Source organism: Mannheimia varigena (assembly GCF_013377235.1).
Lineage (GTDB): Bacteria > Pseudomonadota > Gammaproteobacteria > Enterobacterales > Pasteurellaceae > Mannheimia > Mannheimia varigena.
Map to the genome: position 1 here is coordinate 2,050,721 of NZ_CP016226.1, position 21,356 is coordinate 2,072,076.

General features: G+C 39.5%; 20 protein-coding genes. 14 read left to right on the top strand and 6 right to left on the bottom strand.

Features of this window, described 5'->3' with window-relative positions:
- Nucleotides 1–80: 80 nt before the first annotated feature.
- From A6B40_RS09665 to A6B40_RS09695, 7 genes are all read left to right on the top strand, one after another.
- A complete protein-coding gene (locus A6B40_RS09665) occupies nt 81–1,256 on the top strand; it encodes a phosphoglycerate kinase (RefSeq protein ID WP_176672252.1) in 1,176 nt (391 codons plus the stop codon).
- Between the two features lie 102 nt (nt 1,257–1,358).
- A complete protein-coding gene (gene fbaA / locus A6B40_RS09670; RefSeq protein ID WP_025216893.1) occupies nt 1,359–2,435 on the top strand; it encodes a class II fructose-bisphosphate aldolase in 1,077 nt (358 codons plus the stop codon).
- Between the two features lie 105 nt (nt 2,436–2,540).
- Entirely contained in the window at nt 2,541–3,335 is a 795-nt protein-coding gene (locus tag A6B40_RS09675) for a peptide ABC transporter ATP-binding protein (RefSeq protein ID WP_025216894.1), read from the top strand.
- Between the two features lie 118 nt (nt 3,336–3,453).
- Entirely contained in the window at nt 3,454–4,092 is a 639-nt protein-coding gene (locus A6B40_RS09680; protein WP_025216895.1) for a nitroreductase family protein, read from the top strand.
- A 98-nt stretch (nt 4,093–4,190) separates the two neighbouring features.
- Nucleotides 4,191–4,724 carry a TIGR00645 family protein gene (locus A6B40_RS09685; protein ID WP_025216896.1) on the top strand — a complete coding sequence of 178 codons (534 nt, stop codon included), beginning with the start codon at nt 4,191–4,193 and terminating at the stop codon, nt 4,722–4,724.
- 22 nt (nt 4,725–4,746) lie between these two features.
- Nucleotides 4,747–6,117, top strand: coding sequence for a glutathione-disulfide reductase (gene gorA, locus A6B40_RS09690; RefSeq protein ID WP_176672253.1), 1,371 nt, complete (start codon nt 4,747–4,749; stop codon nt 6,115–6,117).
- A 50-nt stretch (nt 6,118–6,167) separates the two neighbouring features.
- Nucleotides 6,168–6,521, top strand: a complete 354-nt coding sequence (locus tag A6B40_RS09695) for a hypothetical protein (protein WP_025342830.1) — start codon at nt 6,168–6,170, stop codon at nt 6,519–6,521.
- 25 nt (nt 6,522–6,546) lie between these two features.
- Here A6B40_RS09695 and fdhE read toward each other — a convergent pair whose 3' ends face one another.
- Genes fdhE through fdnG form a run of 4 tightly spaced genes read right to left on the bottom strand, consistent with a single transcriptional unit; the run spans nt 6,547 to nt 12,171 of the window.
- Nucleotides 6,547–7,464, bottom strand: coding sequence for a formate dehydrogenase accessory protein FdhE (gene fdhE / locus A6B40_RS09700; protein WP_176672254.1), 918 nt, complete (start codon nt 7,462–7,464; stop codon nt 6,547–6,549).
- Between the two features lie 54 nt (nt 7,465–7,518).
- Nucleotides 7,519–8,196, bottom strand: a complete 678-nt coding sequence (locus A6B40_RS09705) for a formate dehydrogenase subunit gamma (protein ID WP_025247446.1) — start codon at nt 8,194–8,196, stop codon at nt 7,519–7,521.
- Complete coding sequence (fdxH, locus tag A6B40_RS09710; protein ID WP_025247447.1) at nt 8,189–9,100, bottom strand: formate dehydrogenase subunit beta; 912 nt, start codon at nt 9,098–9,100, stop codon at nt 8,189–8,191. The genes A6B40_RS09705 and fdxH overlap by 8 nt, the downstream gene beginning before the upstream one ends.
- A gap of 2 nt (nt 9,101–9,102) precedes the next feature.
- A complete protein-coding gene (gene fdnG, locus A6B40_RS09715) occupies nt 9,103–12,171 on the bottom strand; it encodes a formate dehydrogenase-N subunit alpha (RefSeq protein ID WP_176672255.1) in 3,069 nt (1,022 codons plus the stop codon).
- 238 nt (nt 12,172–12,409) lie between these two features.
- Here fdnG and fdhD point away from each other — a divergent pair, with 238 nt between their 5' ends.
- Both fdhD and A6B40_RS09725 read left to right on the top strand, forming a co-directional pair.
- Nucleotides 12,410–13,222: a formate dehydrogenase accessory sulfurtransferase FdhD gene (fdhD, locus tag A6B40_RS09720; RefSeq protein WP_236966868.1), complete on the top strand. Its 813-nt coding sequence runs from the start codon at nt 12,410–12,412 to the stop codon at nt 13,220–13,222.
- 2 nt (nt 13,223–13,224) lie between these two features.
- Nucleotides 13,225–14,154: an AEC family transporter gene (locus A6B40_RS09725; protein WP_176672256.1), complete on the top strand. Its 930-nt coding sequence runs from the start codon at nt 13,225–13,227 to the stop codon at nt 14,152–14,154.
- Nucleotides 14,155–14,216: 62 nt separating this feature from the next.
- On the opposite strand, the gene A6B40_RS09730 is transcribed toward A6B40_RS09725, so the two are convergent.
- The gene (locus A6B40_RS09730) at nt 14,217–14,726 is read right to left on the bottom strand and encodes a peptidylprolyl isomerase (protein ID WP_025247451.1); all 510 of its coding nucleotides are present in this window, start codon (nt 14,724–14,726) and stop codon (nt 14,217–14,219) included.
- A gap of 155 nt (nt 14,727–14,881) precedes the next feature.
- On the opposite strand from A6B40_RS09730, the gene cysS reads away from it, so the two are divergent.
- The 5 genes from cysS (at nt 14,882) to A6B40_RS09755 (ending at nt 19,971) form a co-directional block, all read left to right on the top strand.
- Nucleotides 14,882–16,261, top strand: a complete 1,380-nt coding sequence (gene cysS / locus A6B40_RS09735) for a cysteine--tRNA ligase (protein ID WP_176672257.1) — start codon at nt 14,882–14,884, stop codon at nt 16,259–16,261.
- A gap of 235 nt (nt 16,262–16,496) precedes the next feature.
- A complete protein-coding gene (gene metN, locus A6B40_RS09740; protein WP_025247453.1) occupies nt 16,497–17,531 on the top strand; it encodes a methionine ABC transporter ATP-binding protein MetN in 1,035 nt (344 codons plus the stop codon).
- Nucleotides 17,521–18,198, top strand: coding sequence for a methionine ABC transporter permease (locus tag A6B40_RS09745; protein ID WP_025216909.1), 678 nt, complete (start codon nt 17,521–17,523; stop codon nt 18,196–18,198). The genes metN and A6B40_RS09745 overlap by 11 nt, the downstream gene beginning before the upstream one ends.
- A gap of 21 nt (nt 18,199–18,219) precedes the next feature.
- Nucleotides 18,220–19,047, top strand: a complete 828-nt coding sequence (locus tag A6B40_RS09750) for a MetQ/NlpA family lipoprotein (protein WP_176672258.1) — start codon at nt 18,220–18,222, stop codon at nt 19,045–19,047.
- Between the two features lie 93 nt (nt 19,048–19,140).
- Nucleotides 19,141–19,971: a MetQ/NlpA family ABC transporter substrate-binding protein gene (locus A6B40_RS09755; protein ID WP_176672259.1), complete on the top strand. Its 831-nt coding sequence runs from the start codon at nt 19,141–19,143 to the stop codon at nt 19,969–19,971.
- 135 nt (nt 19,972–20,106) lie between these two features.
- Here A6B40_RS09755 and metK read toward each other — a convergent pair whose 3' ends face one another.
- Nucleotides 20,107–21,258: a methionine adenosyltransferase gene (gene metK, locus A6B40_RS09760; RefSeq protein ID WP_025216912.1), complete on the bottom strand. Its 1,152-nt coding sequence runs from the start codon at nt 21,256–21,258 to the stop codon at nt 20,107–20,109.
- Between the last annotated feature and the right edge of the window lie 98 nt (nt 21,259–21,356).

Sequence of the window (21,356 nt, forward strand, 5' to 3'; positions counted from 1 at the left end):
AGGTTAGCCCAAAATGATTAGAAGCTGATATAATCCGACCGTTATCACTTTTTAAATTCTAATCAAAAGAGGAACAAACTATGTCTGTTATTAAAATGACTGACCTTGATTTAGCAGGTAAACGCTTATTTATTCGTGCTGACCTTAATGTGCCGGTAAAAGATGGCAAAGTGACATCTGATGCTCGTATCGTGGCAACCATTCCAACGTTAAAATTAGCCTTACAAAAAGGGGCGAAGGTAATGGTGACTTCTCACTTAGGTCGTCCGACTGAAGGCGTGTTTGAAGAAGCAAACTCTTTACAACCTGTTGTGGATTATTTAAATGCTTCAGATTTAGGTGTTCCGGTTCGTTTAGTGCGTGATTACTTAGACGGCGTTGAAGTGAACGAAAATGAAGTGGTTGTACTTGAAAACGTGCGTATTAACAAAGGTGAGAAGAAAAACGATCCTGAGCTTGTGAAAAAATACGCAGCACTTTGCGATGTTTTCGTAATGGACGCATTCGGTACGGCTCACCGTGCAGAAGGCTCAACTTACGGCGTAGCAGAATATGCTCCAGTTGCTTGTGCAGGTCCATTATTAGCGGCTGAATTAGACGCTTTAGGTAAAGCATTAAAAGAACCACAACGCCCAATGTTGGCAATCGTAGGTGGTTCAAAAGTATCTACTAAATTAACGGTTTTAGACAGCTTATCAAAAATCGCTGACCAATTAATCGTAGGTGGCGGTATCGCAAATACCTTTATTGCAGCAGAAGGCCACGCAGTAGGTAAATCATTATACGAAGCAGATTTAATCCCTGAAGCAAAACGTTTATCTGAAGTGACCAGCATTCCGGTTCCGGTTGATGTGCGTGTGGGTACAGAGTTCTCTGAAACTGCACTGGCAACAGAAAAAGCGGTGAACGAAGTACAAGCTGACGAGTCTATTTTCGATATCGGTGATAAATCAGCAGAACAATTAGCAGAAATTATCCGTAACTCAAAAACCATTCTTTGGAATGGCCCGGTAGGCGTGTTTGAATTCCCTAACTTCCGTAAAGGTACAGAGGTGATTTCAAATGCGATTGCTGAAGCAACCGCTAATGGTGCATTCTCTATTGCAGGCGGCGGCGATACCTTAGCGGCAATCGATTTATTCGGCATCAAAGATAAAATTTCTTACATCTCAACCGGTGGCGGTGCGTTCTTAGAATTCGTTGAAGGTAAAGTATTACCAGCGGTTGAAATTTTAGAAAAACGTGCAAACGGCTAATGAGTTACAAGCGGTTGAAATTGCAAAAAATTTTGCAAATTTGACCGCTATTTATTATTTATTTTAACAGTGTGTTTCACTCTTTATATAAGGAAGCAAAAAATGTCATTATTAAACATCGTAAAACCGGGCGTAGTAACAGGCGACGACGTACAAAAAGTTTTCGCTTACGCTAAAGAACACAACTTCGCAATTCCTGCGGTAAACTGCGTAGGTTCTGACTCTGTAAATGCAGTATTAGAAACTGCAGCTCGTGTTAAATCACCGGTAATCGTACAATTCTCAAACGGTGGTGCACAATTCTACGCAGGTAAAGGTATCAAACCTACTTCAGGTGCTCGCCCAGATGTATTAGGTGCGATTGCAGGTGCAAAACACGTTCATCAATTAGCGGTTGAATACGGTGTGCCTGTTATTCTTCACACAGACCACGCTGCGAAAAACTTACTTCCTTGGATTGACGGCTTACTAGAAGCGGGCGAAAAACACTTCGCAGAAACCGGTCGTCCATTGTTCTCATCGCATATGATCGATTTATCTGAAGAGCCAATCGAAGAAAATATGGAAATCTGCCGTGAGTACTTAGCTCGTATGGACAAAATCGGTATGACCCTTGAAATTGAAATCGGCGTAACCGGTGGTGAAGAAGATGGCGTAGATAACTCAGATGTGGACGAGTCTAAACTTTACACCCAACCGTCTGAAGTGTTATATGTTTACGACCAATTAAGCCCAATTAGCCCACGTTTCACCATTGCAGCGGCATTCGGTAACGTACACGGTGTTTACAAACCGGGCAACGTGAAATTAAAACCATCTATCTTAGGTGCATCACAAGAGTTCGTTTCTAAAGAGCGTGGCTTACCGGCGAAATCATTAGACTTCGTATTCCACGGTGGGTCAGGTTCAAGCCGTGAAGAGATCCGTGAAGCGATCAGCTACGGTGCGATCAAAATGAACATCGACACCGACACCCAATGGGCTGCGTGGGACGGTATTCTTCAATTCTACAAAGCAAACGAAGCATACTTACAAGGTCAATTAGGTAATCCAACAGGTCCTGATGCACCAAACAAAAAATACTACGATCCACGTGTTTGGTTACGCAAAATGGAAGAGTCTATGTCTAAACGCTTAGAGCAATCTTTCGAAGACTTAAACTGCGTGAACGTATTATAATTTGCAAAGTTTCTCGTAAATCAGACCGCTTGTTCGCTTACAAGCGGTCTTTTTTTATTTATTTTTTGCGGTAAACTATCACTTTATTTTCCTTGAATCATTGTTATGGCATTACTTGAAGTTAATCATCTCAGCAAACGTTTTATTGAGCGTATCAGTCTTTTGCATAAGCAGGATTTTTATGCGGTTAAAGATGCTTCTTTTACACTTAACCGAAAAGAAACTTTGGCGATTATTGGCGAAAATGGGGGTGGTAAGTCTACACTTGCGAAAATGATTGCCGGTATGGTTGAGCCTACTTCAGGTGAGATGATTTTTAGAGGTAATGCACTGAATTTTGGTGATTATAAATATCGAGCCAAGCATATCCGAATGATGTTTCAAGACCCAAACGATGCTTTTTATCCTAATTATAATATTGGTCAAATCCTTGATACACCTTTACGATTAGCGACGGATTTATCTGAGGCAGAGAGGAATGAAAGGATTTTTAATACCCTAAAACTAGTAGGTATGTATCCAGAGCATTCGCTTGTTCCCATTTCTGAAGCCTCTAGCGGACAAAAACAACGTATTGCTTTTGCCCGTGCCTTAATTCTAGAGCCAGAAATTATTATTATCGATGATACGATTAATTCGCTAGATTTCTCGGTTAAAACTCAATTAATAAATTTAATGTTGAGTGTTCAGCAACGCCAAGGTATATCTTATATTTATGTTGGGCAGAATATCGGTTTGATTAAACATATTGCCGATAAAATAATGGTGATGCAAAGTGGCGAAGTAGTGGAATATGGGCAAACCAAAGATGTTTTGTTGAACCCTGAGCATCAGATTACAAAACGGCTTATTGAGAGTCATTTTGGACAAAAATTGACAATAGATGCGTGGGCAAGTTAATTTTTGTCAATAATTTGACCTAGTTCAATAAATTGCGTGAATACCCCTTTTCAATTATTACATTATTTGTAGTTCAGCTATAGACTATTCTCCGTTTACTCAAAGCAGGAGAAAAAAGATGGATTTAAAAAATGTAATTGAGCAACGTAAGACTATTAAAGCCTTTAATTCAATGGCGAAAATTAGCCGTACAGAGTTAGAAGAAATGTTGTCTTTATCTCAATTAGCACCTTCTAAAGCAAATTTGCAACCTTGGCGTTTTGTTGTTGTCGATGATGAATCAATCAAACAAACTTTATCAACTAAGGTGGCTTTTAATGGCCCACCTTGCGAAACTGCTGCTGCGGTAATAGCTGTATTAGCTGATTTAGAGTATGAAAAATTATTAGGTGATATTTTAGATAGGGCGATTGAAACAGGATGTCTGCATTCAGAATTTCGAGATCGCCAATTCAACTTTTTATTGAATTTACATAATCAAGCAACTGCCTCAGATATTCGCGATCAAGTACTTATTGACTCAAGTCTAGCTTCAATGCAATTTATGCTCATTGCTAAGGATAGAGGCTACGATACCCACGCTATAGGTGTTTTTGATCGTGAATCGGTGATGCGTTTATTAGAAATTGATGAAAAGCGTTACTTACCTGTTATGTTATTGGCAATAGGTAAGGCTGCAACCCCAGCACTACCAAGCTGTCGATTACCGTTAGAATATACAGTTTCTTGGAATAATGGGAAAGGCTTTAAAAAATAATTAATATCTTTAAATACAAGCGGTTGGATATCTTAATTTTTTTGCAAAAAATTGTTAGAATTCGACCGCTTTTATTATTGTTATTACATAGGATGAATATGAACGTTGGAGCAGAAAAAAGAGCAAATATTTTAGGCAAAATTATTTTTGCTAGCCGTTGGTTACAATTACCTATTTATTTAGGATTAATTATTGTACAAGGCATTTATGCCTATAAATTTATCAAATCATTGTATGAATTAGTGATAAATTTAAACGAAATGGATTCTAATATGGTAATGCTTGCCGTATTGAATCTGATTGATGTGGTAATGATTGCTAACCTGTTAGTTATGGTTATTGTTGGTGGATATGAAACGTTTGTATCTCGTCTGAAGGTGAATAACCACCCAGATCAACCAGAATGGTTAGACCACGTCAATGCAACTATTTTGAAAGTGAAGCTATCCATGGCGATTATTAGTATTTCGTCCATTCACTTATTGCAGACATTCATCAATGCATCAAAATTAGATGAGAAGACAATGCTATGGCAAGTGGTGATACATTTAGCTTTTATCATTTCAGCACTAGCAATGGCATATATTGATAAAGCATTGAATTCATCTCACATTAAACATAAAAAATACTAAAGAGTAAGGGATAGAGATATATATGGCAAAACATTATGATTATTTAGCAATTGGTGGCGGTAGTGGTGGTATTGCCTCTATCAATCGTGCTGCAAGTTACGGTAAAAAATGTGCGATTATTGAAGCAAAACATTTAGGTGGAACTTGTGTTAATGTGGGCTGTGTGCCGAAAAAAGTGATGTTTTATGGTGCTCAAATTGCAGAAGCGATTCATCGCTATGCACCTGATTATGGTTTTGATGTGACTGTTAATAAGTTTGATTACAGCAAATTAGTGGAAAATCGTGAAGCTTATATCGAGCGTATTCATAATTCTTACAATAATGTATTAAGTAAAAATAATGTTGATGTCTTAAATGGCTTTGCTCGTTTTAAAGATGTGAAAACGGTTGAGGTGAGCTATGCAGACGGTTCTTCTGAGGAGGTTACAGCTGATCATATCCTCATCGCAACAGGTGGCAGACCTACGATTCCTGATTTAAAAGGTTCAGAGTATGGTATTACTTCTGATGGTGTATTTGCCTTAAATGAATTACCCAAATCAGTTGCGATTGTCGGCGCAGGCTACATTGCCGTGGAATTAGCAGGGGTATTTAGCAGTTTAGGTGTAGAAATACATCTTTTTGTTCGCCAGAATGCTCCAATGCGTAAACAAGATCCTTTAATTGTAGAAGCACTTGTTGAGGTATTAGAACAGGATGGTATTAAATTACATACCCAAGCGATTCCACAAGAAGTAGTGAAAAATGAAAACAGTTCTCTTACATTGAAACTAGAAGATGGTAGAGAAACTATAGTTGATACTTTAGTATGGGCAATTGGTCGAGAGCCAGCGACTGATATGATTAATTTAGATGTAACTGGGATTGAAATCAATGAGCGTGGTTTTATTAAAGTAGATAAATTCCAAAATACAAATGTGCCTAATCTTTATGCAGTAGGCGATATTATTGAAGGTGGAATTGAGTTAACCCCAGTTGCAGTGGCAGCAGGGCGTCGATTATCAGAACGCTTATTTAACAATAAACCAAACGAGCATTTAGATTATAACTTAGTACCGACAGTTGTATTTAGTCATCCTCCAATTGGAACTATTGGATTAACGGAACCTCAAGCTATTGAGCAGTATGGTAAGGAGAATGTCAAAGTATATAAATCTTCCTTTACAGCAATGTACACAGCGGTGACTCAACATCGTCAGCCGTGCAAAATGAAGTTAGTATGTGCGGGTAAAGAGGAAAAAATTGTTGGATTACACGGTATTGGATTTGGCGTAGATGAAATGATTCAAGGCTTTGCGGTAGCAATCAAAATGGGAGCAACTAAAGCTGATTTTGATAATACCGTAGCGATTCACCCAACTGGCTCTGAAGAATTTGTCACTATGCGTTAAGTACATTATAATGTTTGAGCAAGAACTGTTGTTATTCATATAAGGATGAAATGAGAGTTTCTTTTTATATTATTATTCCATGTAGTTTTATCATTGGTAATGCCTATGCAGGTCAAAAGGATAGCAATTGTAAAACTCAATCCATTAAGTGGCAGCTAGAATCTAAGCCCAAGTTTAAAATATCTGAGCGTAGAATATTGAAAAAGCCTACTAAGAAAATTAATTCAGAAATAGAAAATGAGGTAAGTAATTTTTCTATGGAAGAGTTACGTCTTGGTGCTCAAAAAATTCCAGACAAGTCGGAAATTCAATATTTTAAATCTCAATGTCGATATGCATTTATGTCTGATAAAGACGTAATTGAAAATAAATGTGATGTTAAGAAGGTGTCAATTCCAGAATAAAAAACGGGCTATTTGCCCGTTTTTACTATTCTGTTTTGAACAAGAATGGATTTAATCCGCTACGTGTAAAATTTTTCTGCTCCATTTCGGAATCTAAAAATAGACTGGCTAAATCATCTGCGACTGGCTCAACATTGATATCTTTATCCTGATAAAGCACTTTTAAGTAAGAATGGCAATCCCCACAGCTTTCTGCTTTTACTGCCGCTTCTATTTTATCTAAACTCCAATAGTTTAATTTGCCGGACTCATCACAGTTTGTACATTTTGAACGTACTACGTGCCATTCACTTTCACATAAAGAACAGTGTAAGTAACGTAAACCTTGAGCTTCACCAAAATGAATAACGCTCGTTACAGGTGCTGAATTACATACAGGGCAAAAATGTTTATGTCCGATTTCCGCTCTAGCAGTACGAGGTAGTTGTTGGGTAAGTTGTACCCAGTAGAGGGATAGAGCTGACCAAATAAAGACCGCTTTGTCTGCACTAACTTGTTCGTAGCGTTCATTTAGTAAATAATCAGCTAGAGTCTCAAGTTCTGACATGGATGCTTTTTCTAGCCACTCAATAGTTGAAAGTACAGTATCATTTGCATAAGGTTTAAATTTATCAATGATTGCTAATAGTAATATTCTCCATTCATCAGAACGCTGGAAGTTTTTACTATTAAGAGGTTTATCACCTTGTGTTGATTCCACATAAGCGGTTAATTTTTCTGAATAATTTGCAATAGGATGGCTGCCTAATAACTCAAGTTGAATATCAACTAAGTTGGCTGCAAATTCTAGATATTCACTGAATGGATTATCTTGTGCTAGTTCACGGAGGCGTTTTGCTCGGCGAGAATAGAGGTTCTTAGGATTCGCAAATAATAGCTCTGGTTGTTGGAATGAGCTAGCTGCTTGCTTAATTTCATCTTGGTGTAAAATTTTAATGCTCATAATTTTCTCTATAAAATAAAAGTGCGGTTATTATACCGCACTTTAAATGATGATTTAGTGTTTGTTTTTATCAACCACGTGTTTTTCAATTTCTGGTAGTACTTCTTCACGATACCATCTTGGGTGGTGTTTTTTTGCCCAACGAACAGTTACCCAACCCTCAACCATACCTCTGATTGAGCCTTTTACCCAGAATGCCATATAGATATGTACTAGAATTCCAGTAAATAACATAAATGCACTAAATGAGTGAAGTAAAATTGCAATTCTTAATACAGGAATTGAGAAGTAGTGAGAGAAGAATTGTCTCCACATAATAATCCCTGTAATTAAGAGGGTAAACATCGCAAGAATCAATGTCCAGAATAGTAATTTCTGACCTAGATTGTATTTGCCGTTATCGGCAACCGCGTGTTCATTACCTTTTAACACCTCAACAATGCCTTTTGCCCAGCGAATATCGTTTTTCTCTGGAATATTATGATGCCAATAAATGAGAGCCATAATAATAAATGCAATAAACATAATGATCCCTGTGAAAGGGTGTACTGCACGAGCAATTTGTGGTGTACCTAAGATCTCTGTTAGCCATGCGAAATCAGGGAAGAAGAATGCCACACCTGTAAACATCGTCATAAAGAACGAAATTACTAGGAACCAGTGGCTAACACGAGCAATAGGTTTGTGACGAACAATTTTAGTATCATTCGTAACGATAAATGGCTTACTCATGTCTATCTCCTTCTTTAATATCGTGGTGGTGATCTTCAACATCTTCTTCAACGTTTGGACCAACGGTCACATAATGTGCAACCTCAGCTAATGCTAAGCCGCCTAATGCAACGGCTGCAACTGGTTTTAAGATGTCTTTCCATAGTGTAACTGTGGCATCAATCTTCGGATCTTTTGGTAAACCTGAATAAAGTTCTGGTTTATCAGCGTGGTGTAATACATACATAACGTGTGTACCACCTACACCTTCTGGATCGTAAAGACCTGCATTTTCATAACCACGAGCTTTTAAGTCAGCGATACGTTGTTCGGCATAGAATTTCATTTCTTCCTTGCTACCGAAACGAATTGCGCCTGTAGGACATGTTTTCACGCAAGCTGGCTCTTGACCGACTGCCACACGATCAACACATAGAGTACATTTATAAACACGGTTATCTTCCGGGTTCATACGTGGAATGTTGAACGGACAGCCCGCGATACAGTAACCACAACCGATACATTTGTCAGATTGGAAATCAACAATACCATTTGCGTACTGAATAATTGCTCCCGGAGCAGGGCAGGCTTTTAAGCAACCTGGCTCCATACAGTGCATACAACCATCTTTACGAATTAACCACTCTAAACGATCATTTTCTTCAACTTCGTTGAATCTCATTACCGTCCATGCTTTTGCGTTTAAGTCTGCTGGGTTATCGTACACACCAACACAAGCAGCATTGATGTCAGAGCGGATATCATTCCACTCTGAACAACCTACCTGGCAAGCTTTACAGCCTATACAAGTAGTTACATCAATTAATTTTGCCACTTCTACTTGGTGGGAACGAGCCTGCGGTGCAGGTGTTAAACCAGAGGTTGCGGAGATCTTAATAATGTTTTGAGATTGAACTACACCCATTTTTAGCCTCCAATTCTCTCAATGTTTAACAACATACATTTAGACTCTGGCGTATTAGAACTAGGATCGCCTGAGCGTACAGTTAAGTTATTTGCAAAGTAACCTTTTTTTGCACCGGTAGTTGCTGCAAAGCCCCAGTGAATCGGAATACCGATAGTATGGATTGGTTTACCGTCAGAAACTAATGCTCGGATACGTTTAGTCACTACTGCAACGGCTTTGATTTCACCACGTTTAGACCAAACACGTACTTTATCACCATTTTTGATGCCTTTCTCTTCAGCAAGTTTCTCACCAATTTCAACGAACTGCTCAGGTTGAGCAATCACATTAATGAGTGCATTTTTAGTCCAATAGTGGAAGTGCTCTGTTAAGCGATAAGTTGTGCCTACATATGGGAAATCTGCACTTATGCCAAGATCTTCCTTATCTGTTGGTAGAATACGAGCAACAGGACTACTTACCACATTTGGATGAAGTGGATTAGTGCCAATTGGTGTTTCTAACGGCTCGTAGTGTTCCGGGAATGCACCATCAATCATACGCTCACGTACGAATAAGCCTGATACACCTTCTGGCTGCATAATAAATGGCATTGTTGGTGCATTTGGTGGCGCTGTACCGAAGTCAGCCACATCAATATAGTTCCAGTTCTTACCGTTCCATTTCACTAACTGGCGTTTCGGGTTCCATGGTTTACCGCTTAAATCCGCTGATGCACGGTTATAAAGAATACGACGGTTTGCCGGCCACGCAAATGCCCAACCTAGGGTGTTACCCAAGCCCGACGGGTCTGAGTTATCACGGTTCGCCATTTGGTTACCTTTTTGTGTCCATTGACCGGTGTAGATCCAGCACGCCCCTGAGGTGGTACCGTCATCACGCATTTGAGCGAAGCTTGAAAGCAACTCGCCTTTTTTCACGATCACGTTGCCGTCTGCATCTTTTACGTCTTCCAATGCATAACCGTTGTTCTCTTTCGCAATCTCTTCCGCTTTTGGTTCTAACGGATTCGCATAGTTCCAAGTCATTGCTTCAAAAGGCTCAATCGGAGCTTTACCACCTTCTTTGTGGTAAAGATGGATTAACTCAGCACGTAACTCAGATAATATATCAATATCTGGTTTTGCTTGATGTGGAGCATCTGCAGCTTTCCAGTGCCATTGTAACCAACGACCTGAGTTTGCAATTGAACCATCTTCTTCGGCGAAGCAAGTGGTTGGTAAGCGGAACACTTCAGTTTGAATTTCTGCCGAATTCACATTGTTGAACTCGCCATGGTTTTTCCAGAATTCGGAAGTGTCTGTTACAAGCGGGTCAAAAATGACTAAATATTTCAAATTGCTTAACGCTTTGATGATTTTTTGCGAGTTCGGGTAAGAGGCAATTGGATTCATACCTTGACAGAAGTAGCCGTTGATTTTGCCTTCATACATCTGCTCAATGAAACGGAAGTGGTCGATACCACCTTTTTGTAGTTTTGGTAGATAGTGGAAACCAAACTCGTTTTCCGCAGTTGCTTTATCGCCATAGAACGATTTCATCATACTGATGAAGAATTTCGGCGTATTTGCCCAATAGTTAGTTTGACCTGCACCCATTGTTTTTGGTGTAATGCGAGTTAGGAATGCTTCTAATGAAACATCGGACTCGCTTGGTAGTGGTAAATAGGCAGGAAGACGAGCAGGGAATAAACCTAAGTCAGTAATACCTTGTACGTTTGAGTGTCCACGCAACGCATTTACTCCACCACCTGCAACACCGATGTTACCGCAAAGTAACTGGATAATTGCCATTGAGCGAATGTTTTGTGCACCAACGGTATGTTGTGTCCAACCTAACGCATAAAGGAAAGTTGCTGCTTTATCTGGCGCAGAGGTTTTTGCAATCTCTTCACAGAAAATTAAGAAGTCTTTTTGTGGTGTACCTGTAATACGTTCAACCATTTCTGGCGTATAGCGAGAAACGTGTTCACGCAACATATTAAGCACGCAACGAGGCTCTTGAAGAGTCATATCCCGCTTCGGATTGCCTTCTTCATCCATTTGATAAGTCCAAGTTGATCTATCTTTATAAGTACGGGTTGCCTCATCATAGCCGGTAAATAAACCGTCTTCAAATTTGAAGCCTTCATGTACTAAGAACGTGGCATTGGTATAGTGTTTGACGTATTCGTGCTGAATTTTATCGTTTTTCAGCAAATAATTGACCGCACCTAATAGGAACGCAATGTCCGTACCCGGACGCAGCGGCATATAGATGTCAGCAACAGCAGCACTACGGTTAAAGCGTGGGTCTACCACCATTAACTTCGCACCGTTTTGTTTTTTTGCTTCAACCGCCCAGCGGAAACCGACAGGGTGAGCTTCTGCAGCGTTACCGCCCATGACGATAACGAGATCAGAGTTCTTAATATCAACCCAGTGGTTGGTCATCGCACCGCGACCAAATGATGGAGCAAGACTTGCTACCGTTGGTCCGTGTCAGATACTCGCTTGGTTGTCGGTAAATACCATACCGAGAGAACGAATCCACTTCTGCGTTAATAAACCTGTTTCATTACTACAAGCAGAACCAGCTAAGAAACCCGCAGTTAACCAGTGATTTACTGGTGTGCCTTCTGCATTTTTCTCAATGAAGTTGGCATCACGGTCCTCTTTCATATGACGAGCGATACGTTCAATCGCTTCGTGCCAAGAAATACGTTTCCACTCATTTGAACCTGGTTCACGCACTTCTGGATAATGTACACGGCGGTCACTATTCACATAGTCTAATGCACCTGCACCTTTCGGACATAATGCACCACGGCTAACAGGATGGTCTGAATCGCCTTCAATGTGGATTAATTTACCTTTGCTGTTCATTGCTTCGCCGCCTAAGCTGTACATAATCATTCCACAGCCTACAGCACAGTAAGTACAGGTTTGGCGAGTTTCTTTAGCTCGTAAGAGCTTATACTCACGTGGGGCAGCTAATGCTGTTGCTGGCGTAAAGCCCAACATTGCAGCAGAAGTTCCGGCCATACCGCCTGCACAGACCTTGAAGAACTTACGTCTTGAGATCTGCATAATCACTCCAAATCATATTTAATATGAGAAATAAAAAAGAAATTTGATCAAAATGGGTTAATAAATTGATCTAAGAGGTGTATCATTTTCCTCCTAATAAAAGGAAATGAATATACTCTTTTTTCGGTAAATAGGTTAAATATCAAAGAAATTTGATTTAAACCAAATTTTAGTGTTCATAATGATACAACTTTTTAACAAAACAAACCACTTTTTAAGCATGGAAGAGACGAATATTGTGAATAAGATCACAAAAATAGATGCCAAAAAATTATTATTCTCAATAACTGAGCTAAAACAGCAAAATTGCGAAGATAATTTGATTTCAGAAGTGCCTGTTGCACTTGTTTATAATGGCATTTCTCATACAGTGATGATGACAACCCCTTCCGATTTAGACGATTTCGCACTCGGTTTTTCCTTAGCAGAGGGCATTTTGAATTCACCGCAGGAATTATACGGACTAGATGTTATCGAGCAAGAAAACGGTGTAGAGATTCAGCTTGAAATTTCAACCCGACAATTTGTTGCCCTAAAAGATAAACGCCGTTCAATGGCAGGTAGAACAGGCTGCGGAATTTGCGGTGTAGAGCAGTTGGAGCAAGTTAATCAAAGTTGTAAAATTGTTAAAAGAAATAACCGCTTGCAAGGTGTGAATCCTCTTATTTTAGAAAGTTGTTTAGAACAACTAGAAAATGCGCAAATTTTATCGAAAGAAACGGGAGCAAGCCACGCTGCAGCCTTTTTCTCTATGCAGGGAGAACTACTAGCGATTCGGGAGGATGTCGGACGACACGTTGCATTAGATAAATTAATTGGTTGGTATGCTAAAGCTAGTTATCCAAACGGTTTTGTTTTTGTAACTAGCCGAGCCAGTTTCGAAATGGTGCAAAAATGCTTAGCCGTTGGGATTGAAATGTTATGTGCTATTTCAGCTACAACCGAAATGGCGGTAAAAATGGCTCGTGATAATCAATTTACACTACTGGCATTTACTCGTAAAGGCAAATCCACAATTTATTCGGGAGAAGAGAGGTTATCTCTTAAATAGTAATGGAAATCGCACTTTTATTAGCAGACAAAATTTTACAGCTTACCTTAATGGTGTTACTAGGCTATGCTATTGTAAAAACCAAACTTTTAACGTCAGAACAAAGTTACCCAATTTCAATCATTGGGCTATATATCATTAGCCCTGCAGTGTTAATTAGTGCGTTTCAGGTTGATTACACGCCGATCATTTTAAATGGATTGTATCTTGCATTTATCGTCTCAATTTTGCTAAGTAGCTTGTTAGTTTTTCTAGGCTGGATATTTAAGAAAATCCTTAAGCTCGACAATATTGAACAAGCAACTACTGTTTATTCTAATTCTGGGAATTTAATTATCCCGATTGTCGCTTCTTTGTTTGGAAATGAATGGGTTATCTATTCAACAGCATTTATTGTGGTACAAACGATGCTATTTTGGTCTCATTTGCGCACGTTAATATGTGGGAGGGGTAGCGTACCGTTGAGAAAAGTGCTTTTTAACATCAATATTATTGCGATTTTTGCAGGGCTAATCTTATTTTTATTACATATTAAATTACCTACAACAATTGCTCATACTTTATCAAGTTTAGGACAAATGATCGGGCCTTTATCGATGTTAGTTGCTGGAATGTTGATTGCGGCTATTCCATTTAAAGAAATTATTACGGATAAACGTATCTATTTGGTGAGTTTCCTTCGATTAATCCTGCTCCCACTTATTTTATTGACCGTTGTTAAATTATGCGGGTTTGAGGGCTGGGTAAAAAATGGCGAGATTATTTTAATGATTACACTATTAGCAACCATTAGTCCATCAGCTGCAACTGTTACCCAAATGGCCGTGGCCTATGGGCAAGATGCTAGAAAAGCGAGTGCAATTTATGGTGTGACGACTTTACTTTGCGTATTCACGATGCCGTTGATTATTTGGCTTTATCAAATTCTATAAACGCAAGCGGTCGATTTTTTGCAATATTTTACGCAAAATCGACCGCTTGTTTATGCTGAAAATTAAGCCACAGTTACTGACTCAATCACCACATCTTCTTTTGGTACATCTTGGTGGAAACCTTTGTTGCCGGTTTTCACGCCTTTGATTTTATCTACCACGTCCATTCCTTCAACCACTTCGCCGAAGACCGCATAGCCCCATTCTTGCACCACGGTTTTGCCGAACATCTCTTTTGAGCGATAATCTAAGAAAGTATTGTCCGCCACGTTGATGAAAAATTGTGATGAAGCAGAATGCGGATCAGGGGTGCGAGCCATTGCAAGCGTGCCCCGTTTGTTGCTTAAACCGTTGCTCGCTTCGTTTTGGATTGGTGCTTTGGTCGGTTTTTCGGTCATTCCCACCGTCATACCGCCGCCTTGAATCATAAATCCATCAATCACACGGTGGAAAATCGTGCCGTTGTAGAAGCCTTCTTTGCAGTAGTCTTCAAAGTTTTTCGCCGTGATTGGGGCTTTGTCAAAGTTCAATTCGATTTTAATGTCACCAAAATTGGTGTGTAATGTAATCATTCTAAGTTCCTTAATAAATAATAATGGGATGGAAAATAAATTTCGCTCGCTATTATTAAAAAGTTTGAACGAAATTGCAAAAAAATCTCAAAATCAGACCGCTTATTCGCTATACTTAGCCGTATTTTTACTGAAAATGTTAATCAGAGGACACTATGCTCAAAATTTATAACACCCTAAAACGTGAAAAAGAAGAATTTAAGCCGATCAAACCGAATCAAGTGGGAATGTATGTTTGTGGCGTGACGGTTTACGATCTTTGTCATTTTGGGCACGGTCGTACTTTTGTGTCGTTTGACGTCATTGCCCGCTATTTGCGTTATTCGGGCTACAATTTGCGTTATATCCGTAACATTACCGATGTGGACGACAAAATCATCAAGCGTGCGTTAGAAAATAACGAAACGTGCGATGAATTGGTGGAACGAATGATTGCCGAAATGCACAAGGATTTCGATGCCTTGAACATTCTCCGCCCAGATGTGGAACCTCGTGCGACAAAGCATATTCCTGAAATTATCGCAATGGTGGAAAAACTCATCAAAAACGGACACGCTTATGTGGCAACCGATGGCGATGTGATGTTTGATGTGGAATCTTTCCAAAAATATGGTGCGTTATCTCGCCAAAATTTAGAGCAACTGCAAGCCGGAGCAAGGGTTGAAATCAAATCGGTTAAGAAAAATCCGATGGATTTCGTGCTTTGGAAAATGTCGAAAGAGGGTGAGCCGAGCTGGGAAAGCCCGTGGGGCAATGGTCGCCCGGGCTGGCACATTGAGTGTTCGGCAATGAATAGCAAAGAGTTAGGCGAGCATTTCGATATTCACGGCGGCGGTTCAGATTTAATGTTCCCTCACCACGAAAACGAAATTGCCCAATCTTGCTGTGCCCACGGCGGCGATTATGTCAATTATTGGTTACACACCGGAATGCTGACGATTGATAAAGAGAAAATGTCGAAATCGCTCGGCAACTTCTTCAGCATTCGCCATATGTTGGGCTTGTACGATGCGGAATCGCTGCGTTATTTCTTCTTAACCGCACACTATCGCTCACTGCTTGATTACAGCATTGATAACTTAGATTTGGCTCGATCTGCTCTCGAGCGTCTATACACCGCCTTGCGTGGTTGTGATGTATCGGGCGAAGCGATTGGCGGCGAGCAATATGTAATTGCTTTCAAAACAGCAATGGACGATGATTTCAACACACCGGGGGCGTTAGCGGTATTGTTTGAAATCGCCCGTGAAGTGAACAAACTCAAAACCGAAGATATGGCAAAAGCCAACGGTTTAGCGGTTCGCTTAAAAGAGCTAGCTGGCGTGTTAGGCTTGCTTGAGCAAGATCCAGAGGCTTTCTTAAAAGGCGATGCGAACGATGACGAAGCTGCCGAAATCGAAGCCTTAATCAAGCAGCGTAATGAAGCCAAAGCCGCTAAAAACTGGGCAGTAGCTGACGAAGTGCGTGATAAGCTCAAAGCAATGAACATTGTGCTGGAAGATACGCCAAATGGCACGATTTGGCGTAAAGGCTAAGCCGATAAAATAGGGATGACAAGCGGTTGTTTTTTGCAAAAAAATAGCAAATTTCGACCGCTTGTTTATTTAGATGAAAACCAATCATACCCAACCTCAATTTATTTCAAGTGCAAGCCATTATTTTATGCGTTATGCTTATTTGGAATAAAAAAATCGGGAGAGTTGATTGACATAGCATTCTAGACGTCTAAAATACGCAAAAACAAATTTAATTAATGTGGATAGATAGAAAATGATTCAGCTGAAAAATATCAGCAAGCAATTTGAGGTAAAAGGTAAGCAGATTACCGCCCTCGATAATGTGAACCTTGAAGTTCCGAAAGGCACGATTTATGGTGTGATTGGGGCTTCAGGTGCAGGTAAGAGTACCTTAATTCGTTGCGTAAATTTATTAGAACGCCCGACTATGGGGCAAGTGATTGTTGATGGACAAGATTTAACCGCAATGTCGGATAAAGAGTTGATTAAAGCTCGCCGTAATATTGCGATGATTTTCCAACATTTTAATTTGCTTTCTTCGCAAACTGTGTTTGAGAATGTGGCGTTGTCGCTACGTTTGAGCAATACGCCAAAAGCAGAAGTGGATAGGAAAGTGAATGAGCTGTTGGAGTTGGTGGGCTTAACTGATCGTAAAGATGTTTATCCGGCAAATCTTTCAGGCGGGCAGAAACAGCGTGTTGCGATTGCTCGTGCGTTGGCAAGCGATCCGCATGTTCTGCTTTGTGATGAGGCAACCAGTGCGTTAGACCCAGCAACCACGCAATCTATTTTGCAATTATTAAAAGATATTAATAAACGTTTAGGCTTAACTATTTTGTTGATTACCCACGAAATGGAAGTGGTAAAACGCATTTGCGATCGTGTGGCGGTTATTGATAGGGGGCAGTTGATTGAATCTGGTTCGGTGAGTGAAATTTTCTCGAACCCGAAAACGGAATTAGCTCAGAAATTTATTCAATCGACTTTCCATTTTGATTTGCCGCAAGAATATAGAGAACAACTTTTAAGTTCACCAACAGAACATAGTCAGCCGATTATTAAATTTGAATTTACAGGGCGTTCAGTTGATGCACCGCTTCTTTCAATTGTATCGAAAAAATTCGGTATTGATTTTAGTATTTTGATGTCGCAAATTGACTATGCCGGTGGTGTGAAATTTGGTTTTGTGATTGCAGAAGTAAGCGGTAATTCGGATGCGATTGCAGAAGCAAAATTTTATTTGATGGATAATAATGTAAAAGTAGAGGTGTTAGGCTATGTGGGCTGATTTTTTGAGAGAGATGACGCCACAAATGTGGGGCTTAGTGTGGGAATCTACTTTTGAAACCATTTATATGGGCTTTGTGGCGACGGCATTAGCTGTCATCATTGGTTTGCCGATTGGTTTTTTAGCTTTTTTAACAGGTAAAGGTGAAATTTTAGAAAACCCAAGATTACATCAAATTTTAGATGTGATTATTAATATCGGACGTTCTATTCCGTTTATTATTTTATTGATTATTTTATTACCTGTTACCCGTTTAATTGTGGGGACAACTTTAGGAACAACGGCGGCGATTGTGCCGTTAAGCGTATCAGCAATTCCGTTTTTTGCTCGCTTAACGTCTAATGCGTTATTGGAAATTCCATCAGGTTTAACTGAAGCAGCAAAATCAATGGGGGCAACCAATTGGCAAGTAGTAACTAAATTCTATTTACCGGAATCCTTGCCGATTTTAATCAATGGTATTACTTTAACCTTAGTGGCTTTAATCGGTTATTCTGCAATGGCAGGTGCTGTAGGTGGCGGAGGGTTAGGAAACTTGGCAATCAGTTACGGGGAGCACCGTAATATGGTTTATGTAAAATGGATTGCAACAATCATTATTGTGGCGATTGTGATGGTAAGCCAGAAATTGGGCGATACTTTAGCAAAACGTTACGATCATCGTTAATTTTATTAAATAGGGGTTTTTATGAGTTTCAAGAAAATTTTAGGTGTGGCATTAGTTTCTGCATTAGCATTAACTGCGTGTAAAGATGAGAAAAAAGCAGAGCCTGCGGCAGCAGCTCCGGCATCTGCAAAAATTAAAGTAGGTGTAATGTCAGGTCCTGAACATACTGTTGCAGAACGAGCCGCACAAATTGCTAAAGAAAAATACGGTTTAGAAGTAGAATTTGTTCTATTTAACGATTACGCATTACCAAATACGGCAGTAAGCAAAGGAGATTTAGATGCTAACGCATTCCAACACAAGCCGTATTTAGATAAAGACAGCCAATCAAAAGGCTTAAACAACTTAGTAATTGTGGGGAACACTTTCGTTTATCCGTTAGCCGGTTATTCTAAAAAAGTGAAAAATGTTGCTGAATTAGCAGACGGTGCTGTGATTGCTGTACCAAACGATCCATCTAACTTAGCCCGTGCGTTAATTTTATTAGAAAAACAGGGATTAATTAAGTTAAAAGATAATACTAATTTATTCTCAACGTCAGTAGATATTATTGAGAACCCGAAAAAATTAGAAATTAAAGAAGTAGACACTTCAATTGCTGCAAAAGCATTAGATGATGTTGATTTAGCAGTAGTGAACAACACTTATGCAGGTCAAGTTGGTTTAAATACTCAAGATCATGGTGTGTTTGTAGAATCTAAAGATTCTCCGTATGTGAACATTATTGTTGCTCGCCAAGATAATAAAGATGCAGACAACGTACAAAACTTTATCAAATCTTACCAAACTGAAGAAGTGTACCGAGAAGCACAAAAACACTTCAAAGATGGTGTAGTAAAAGGTTGGTAATTTTCTGATTTTTCACATAGCGATTAATCGCTGAGCTTGATCTCTAAGGTTAATCGCTTTTTATTTTAAAACTCTTATATAGGAAGAACTCAAATGAACTTTAAAAAACTATTAGGCGTAGTGTTAGTGTCTGCTTTAGCATTAGCCGCCTGTAAAGAAGAAAAAACACAATCGGTAGCAGAACCTGCAAAAGCGGAGAAACAAGCTCCATTAAAAGTTGGCGTAATGACCGGTCCTGAAGCACAAATGACTGAAGTTGCAGTGAAAATTGCAAAAGAGAAATACGGTTTAGAAGTAGAATTAGTTCAATTTACCGAATACACACAACCAAACGCAGCATTACACGCCAAAGATTTAGATGCAAACGCTTTCCAAACTGTGCCTTATATGGAACAGGAAATGAAAGACCGCGGCTATAAATTAGCGGTTATCGGCAACACTTTAGTATGGCCAATTGCAGCATATTCGAAGAAAATTAAAAACATTTCCGAGTTAAAAGATGGTGCACAAGTTGCAATTCCAAACAACGCAAGTAACACCGCTCGTGCATTATTATTACTTCAAGCGCACGGTTTATTGAAATTAAAAGATCCAAATAATGTGTTTGCAACTGAAAACGATATTATCGAAAATCCGAAAAATATCAAAATCGTACAAGCTGACACAGCATTATTAACCCGTATGTTAGATGATGTAGAGTTAGCGATTATTAATAATACTTATGCAGGTCAAGCAGGTTTAAGCCCGGATAAAGATGGTATTATTGTTGAATCAAAAGATTCTCCGTATGTAAATTTAGTAGTGAGTCGTGAAGACAACAAAAATGATCCGCGTTTACAAACCTTCGTGAAATCATTCCAAACTGAAGAAGTATTCCAAGAAGCATTAAAATTATTTAACGGTGGTGTGGTTAAAGGTTGGTAATGACCAATATTTAATTGGATAAAATCAAAGGCATAGTAAATTATTTTTACTATGCCTTTTGTTTCCCTGAGTCTGATGTGAGCCAATAAAAAAACAGTAAAGGGGCACTTTACTGCTTTTTGCTAGAGGAATGAATTATAGACTAGCACCGGATCTTAATGCTTCTGCTTTATCTGTTTTTTCCCAAGGGAAATGCTCACGACCAAAGTGACCGTAAGCTGCGGTTTCACGGTAGATTGGTTTGATTAAATCTAACATTTTGATTAAACCGTAAGGGCGTAAATCGAAGTTTTGGTAGATTAATTTCACTAATGTTTCGTTGCTAACTTTGCCTGTTCCGAATGTCTCTACCATAATTGAGGTTGGCTCAGCCACACCGATAGCGTAAGAAAGTTGGATTTCACAACGTTCTGCTAAACCCGCCGCTACGATATTTTTCGCAACATAACGGGCAGCGTATGCGGCTGAACGGTCTACTTTTGATGGATCTTTACCTGAGAACGCACCGCCACCGTGGCGTGCAGCACCGCCGTAGGTATCCACAATAATTTTACGACCGGTTAAACCACAGTCACCCATTGGTCCGCCAATTACGAAACGACCGGTTGGGTTAATGAAATATTTGGTATTTTGGCTTAACCATTCGCTTGGTAGCACTGGCTTGATGATCTCTTCCATCACGCCCTCAATCAAATCTTTTTGTGAAATATGTTCAGCGTGTTGGGTAGAAAGCACTACTGCATCAATACCAATAATTTTGTTGTTTTCATAAGCAAAAGTTAATTGGCTTTTCGCATCTGGGCGTAACCAATCTAATTTGCCTGATTTGCGTACTTTCGCTTGCTGTTCCATTAAGCGGTGTGCGTAAGTGATTGGAGCCGGCATTAACACATCGGTTTCGTTGGTTGCGTAGCCAAACATAATCCCTTGGTCGCCTGCACCTTGCTCTAATGGATCAGCTCTGTCCACGCCTTGGTTGATGTCTGGTGATTGTTTACCGATAGCGTTTAACACCGCACAAGAGTGAGCATCAAAGCCCATATCAGAATGGGTGTAACCGATGTCGCAAATCACTTGGCGAGTTAAGTTTTCAATATCAACCCAAGCAGAAGTCGTGATTTCACCACCTACTAACGCCATACCTGTTTTAACGTAAGTTTCACAAGCCACACGTGCTTTCGGGTCTTGTTTTAAGATTTCATCTAATACTGCATCTGAAATTTGGTCTGCAATTTTATCCGGATGCCCTTCTGAAACGGACTCAGAAGTAAATAAATTAATTGCCATTGTATTCCTCTCTATCTTAAATATCGGATTATAAATAATAACAAGCGGTCGTTTTTTGCAAAAAATTTACAAATATAAACCGCTTGTTGAAATTTTGT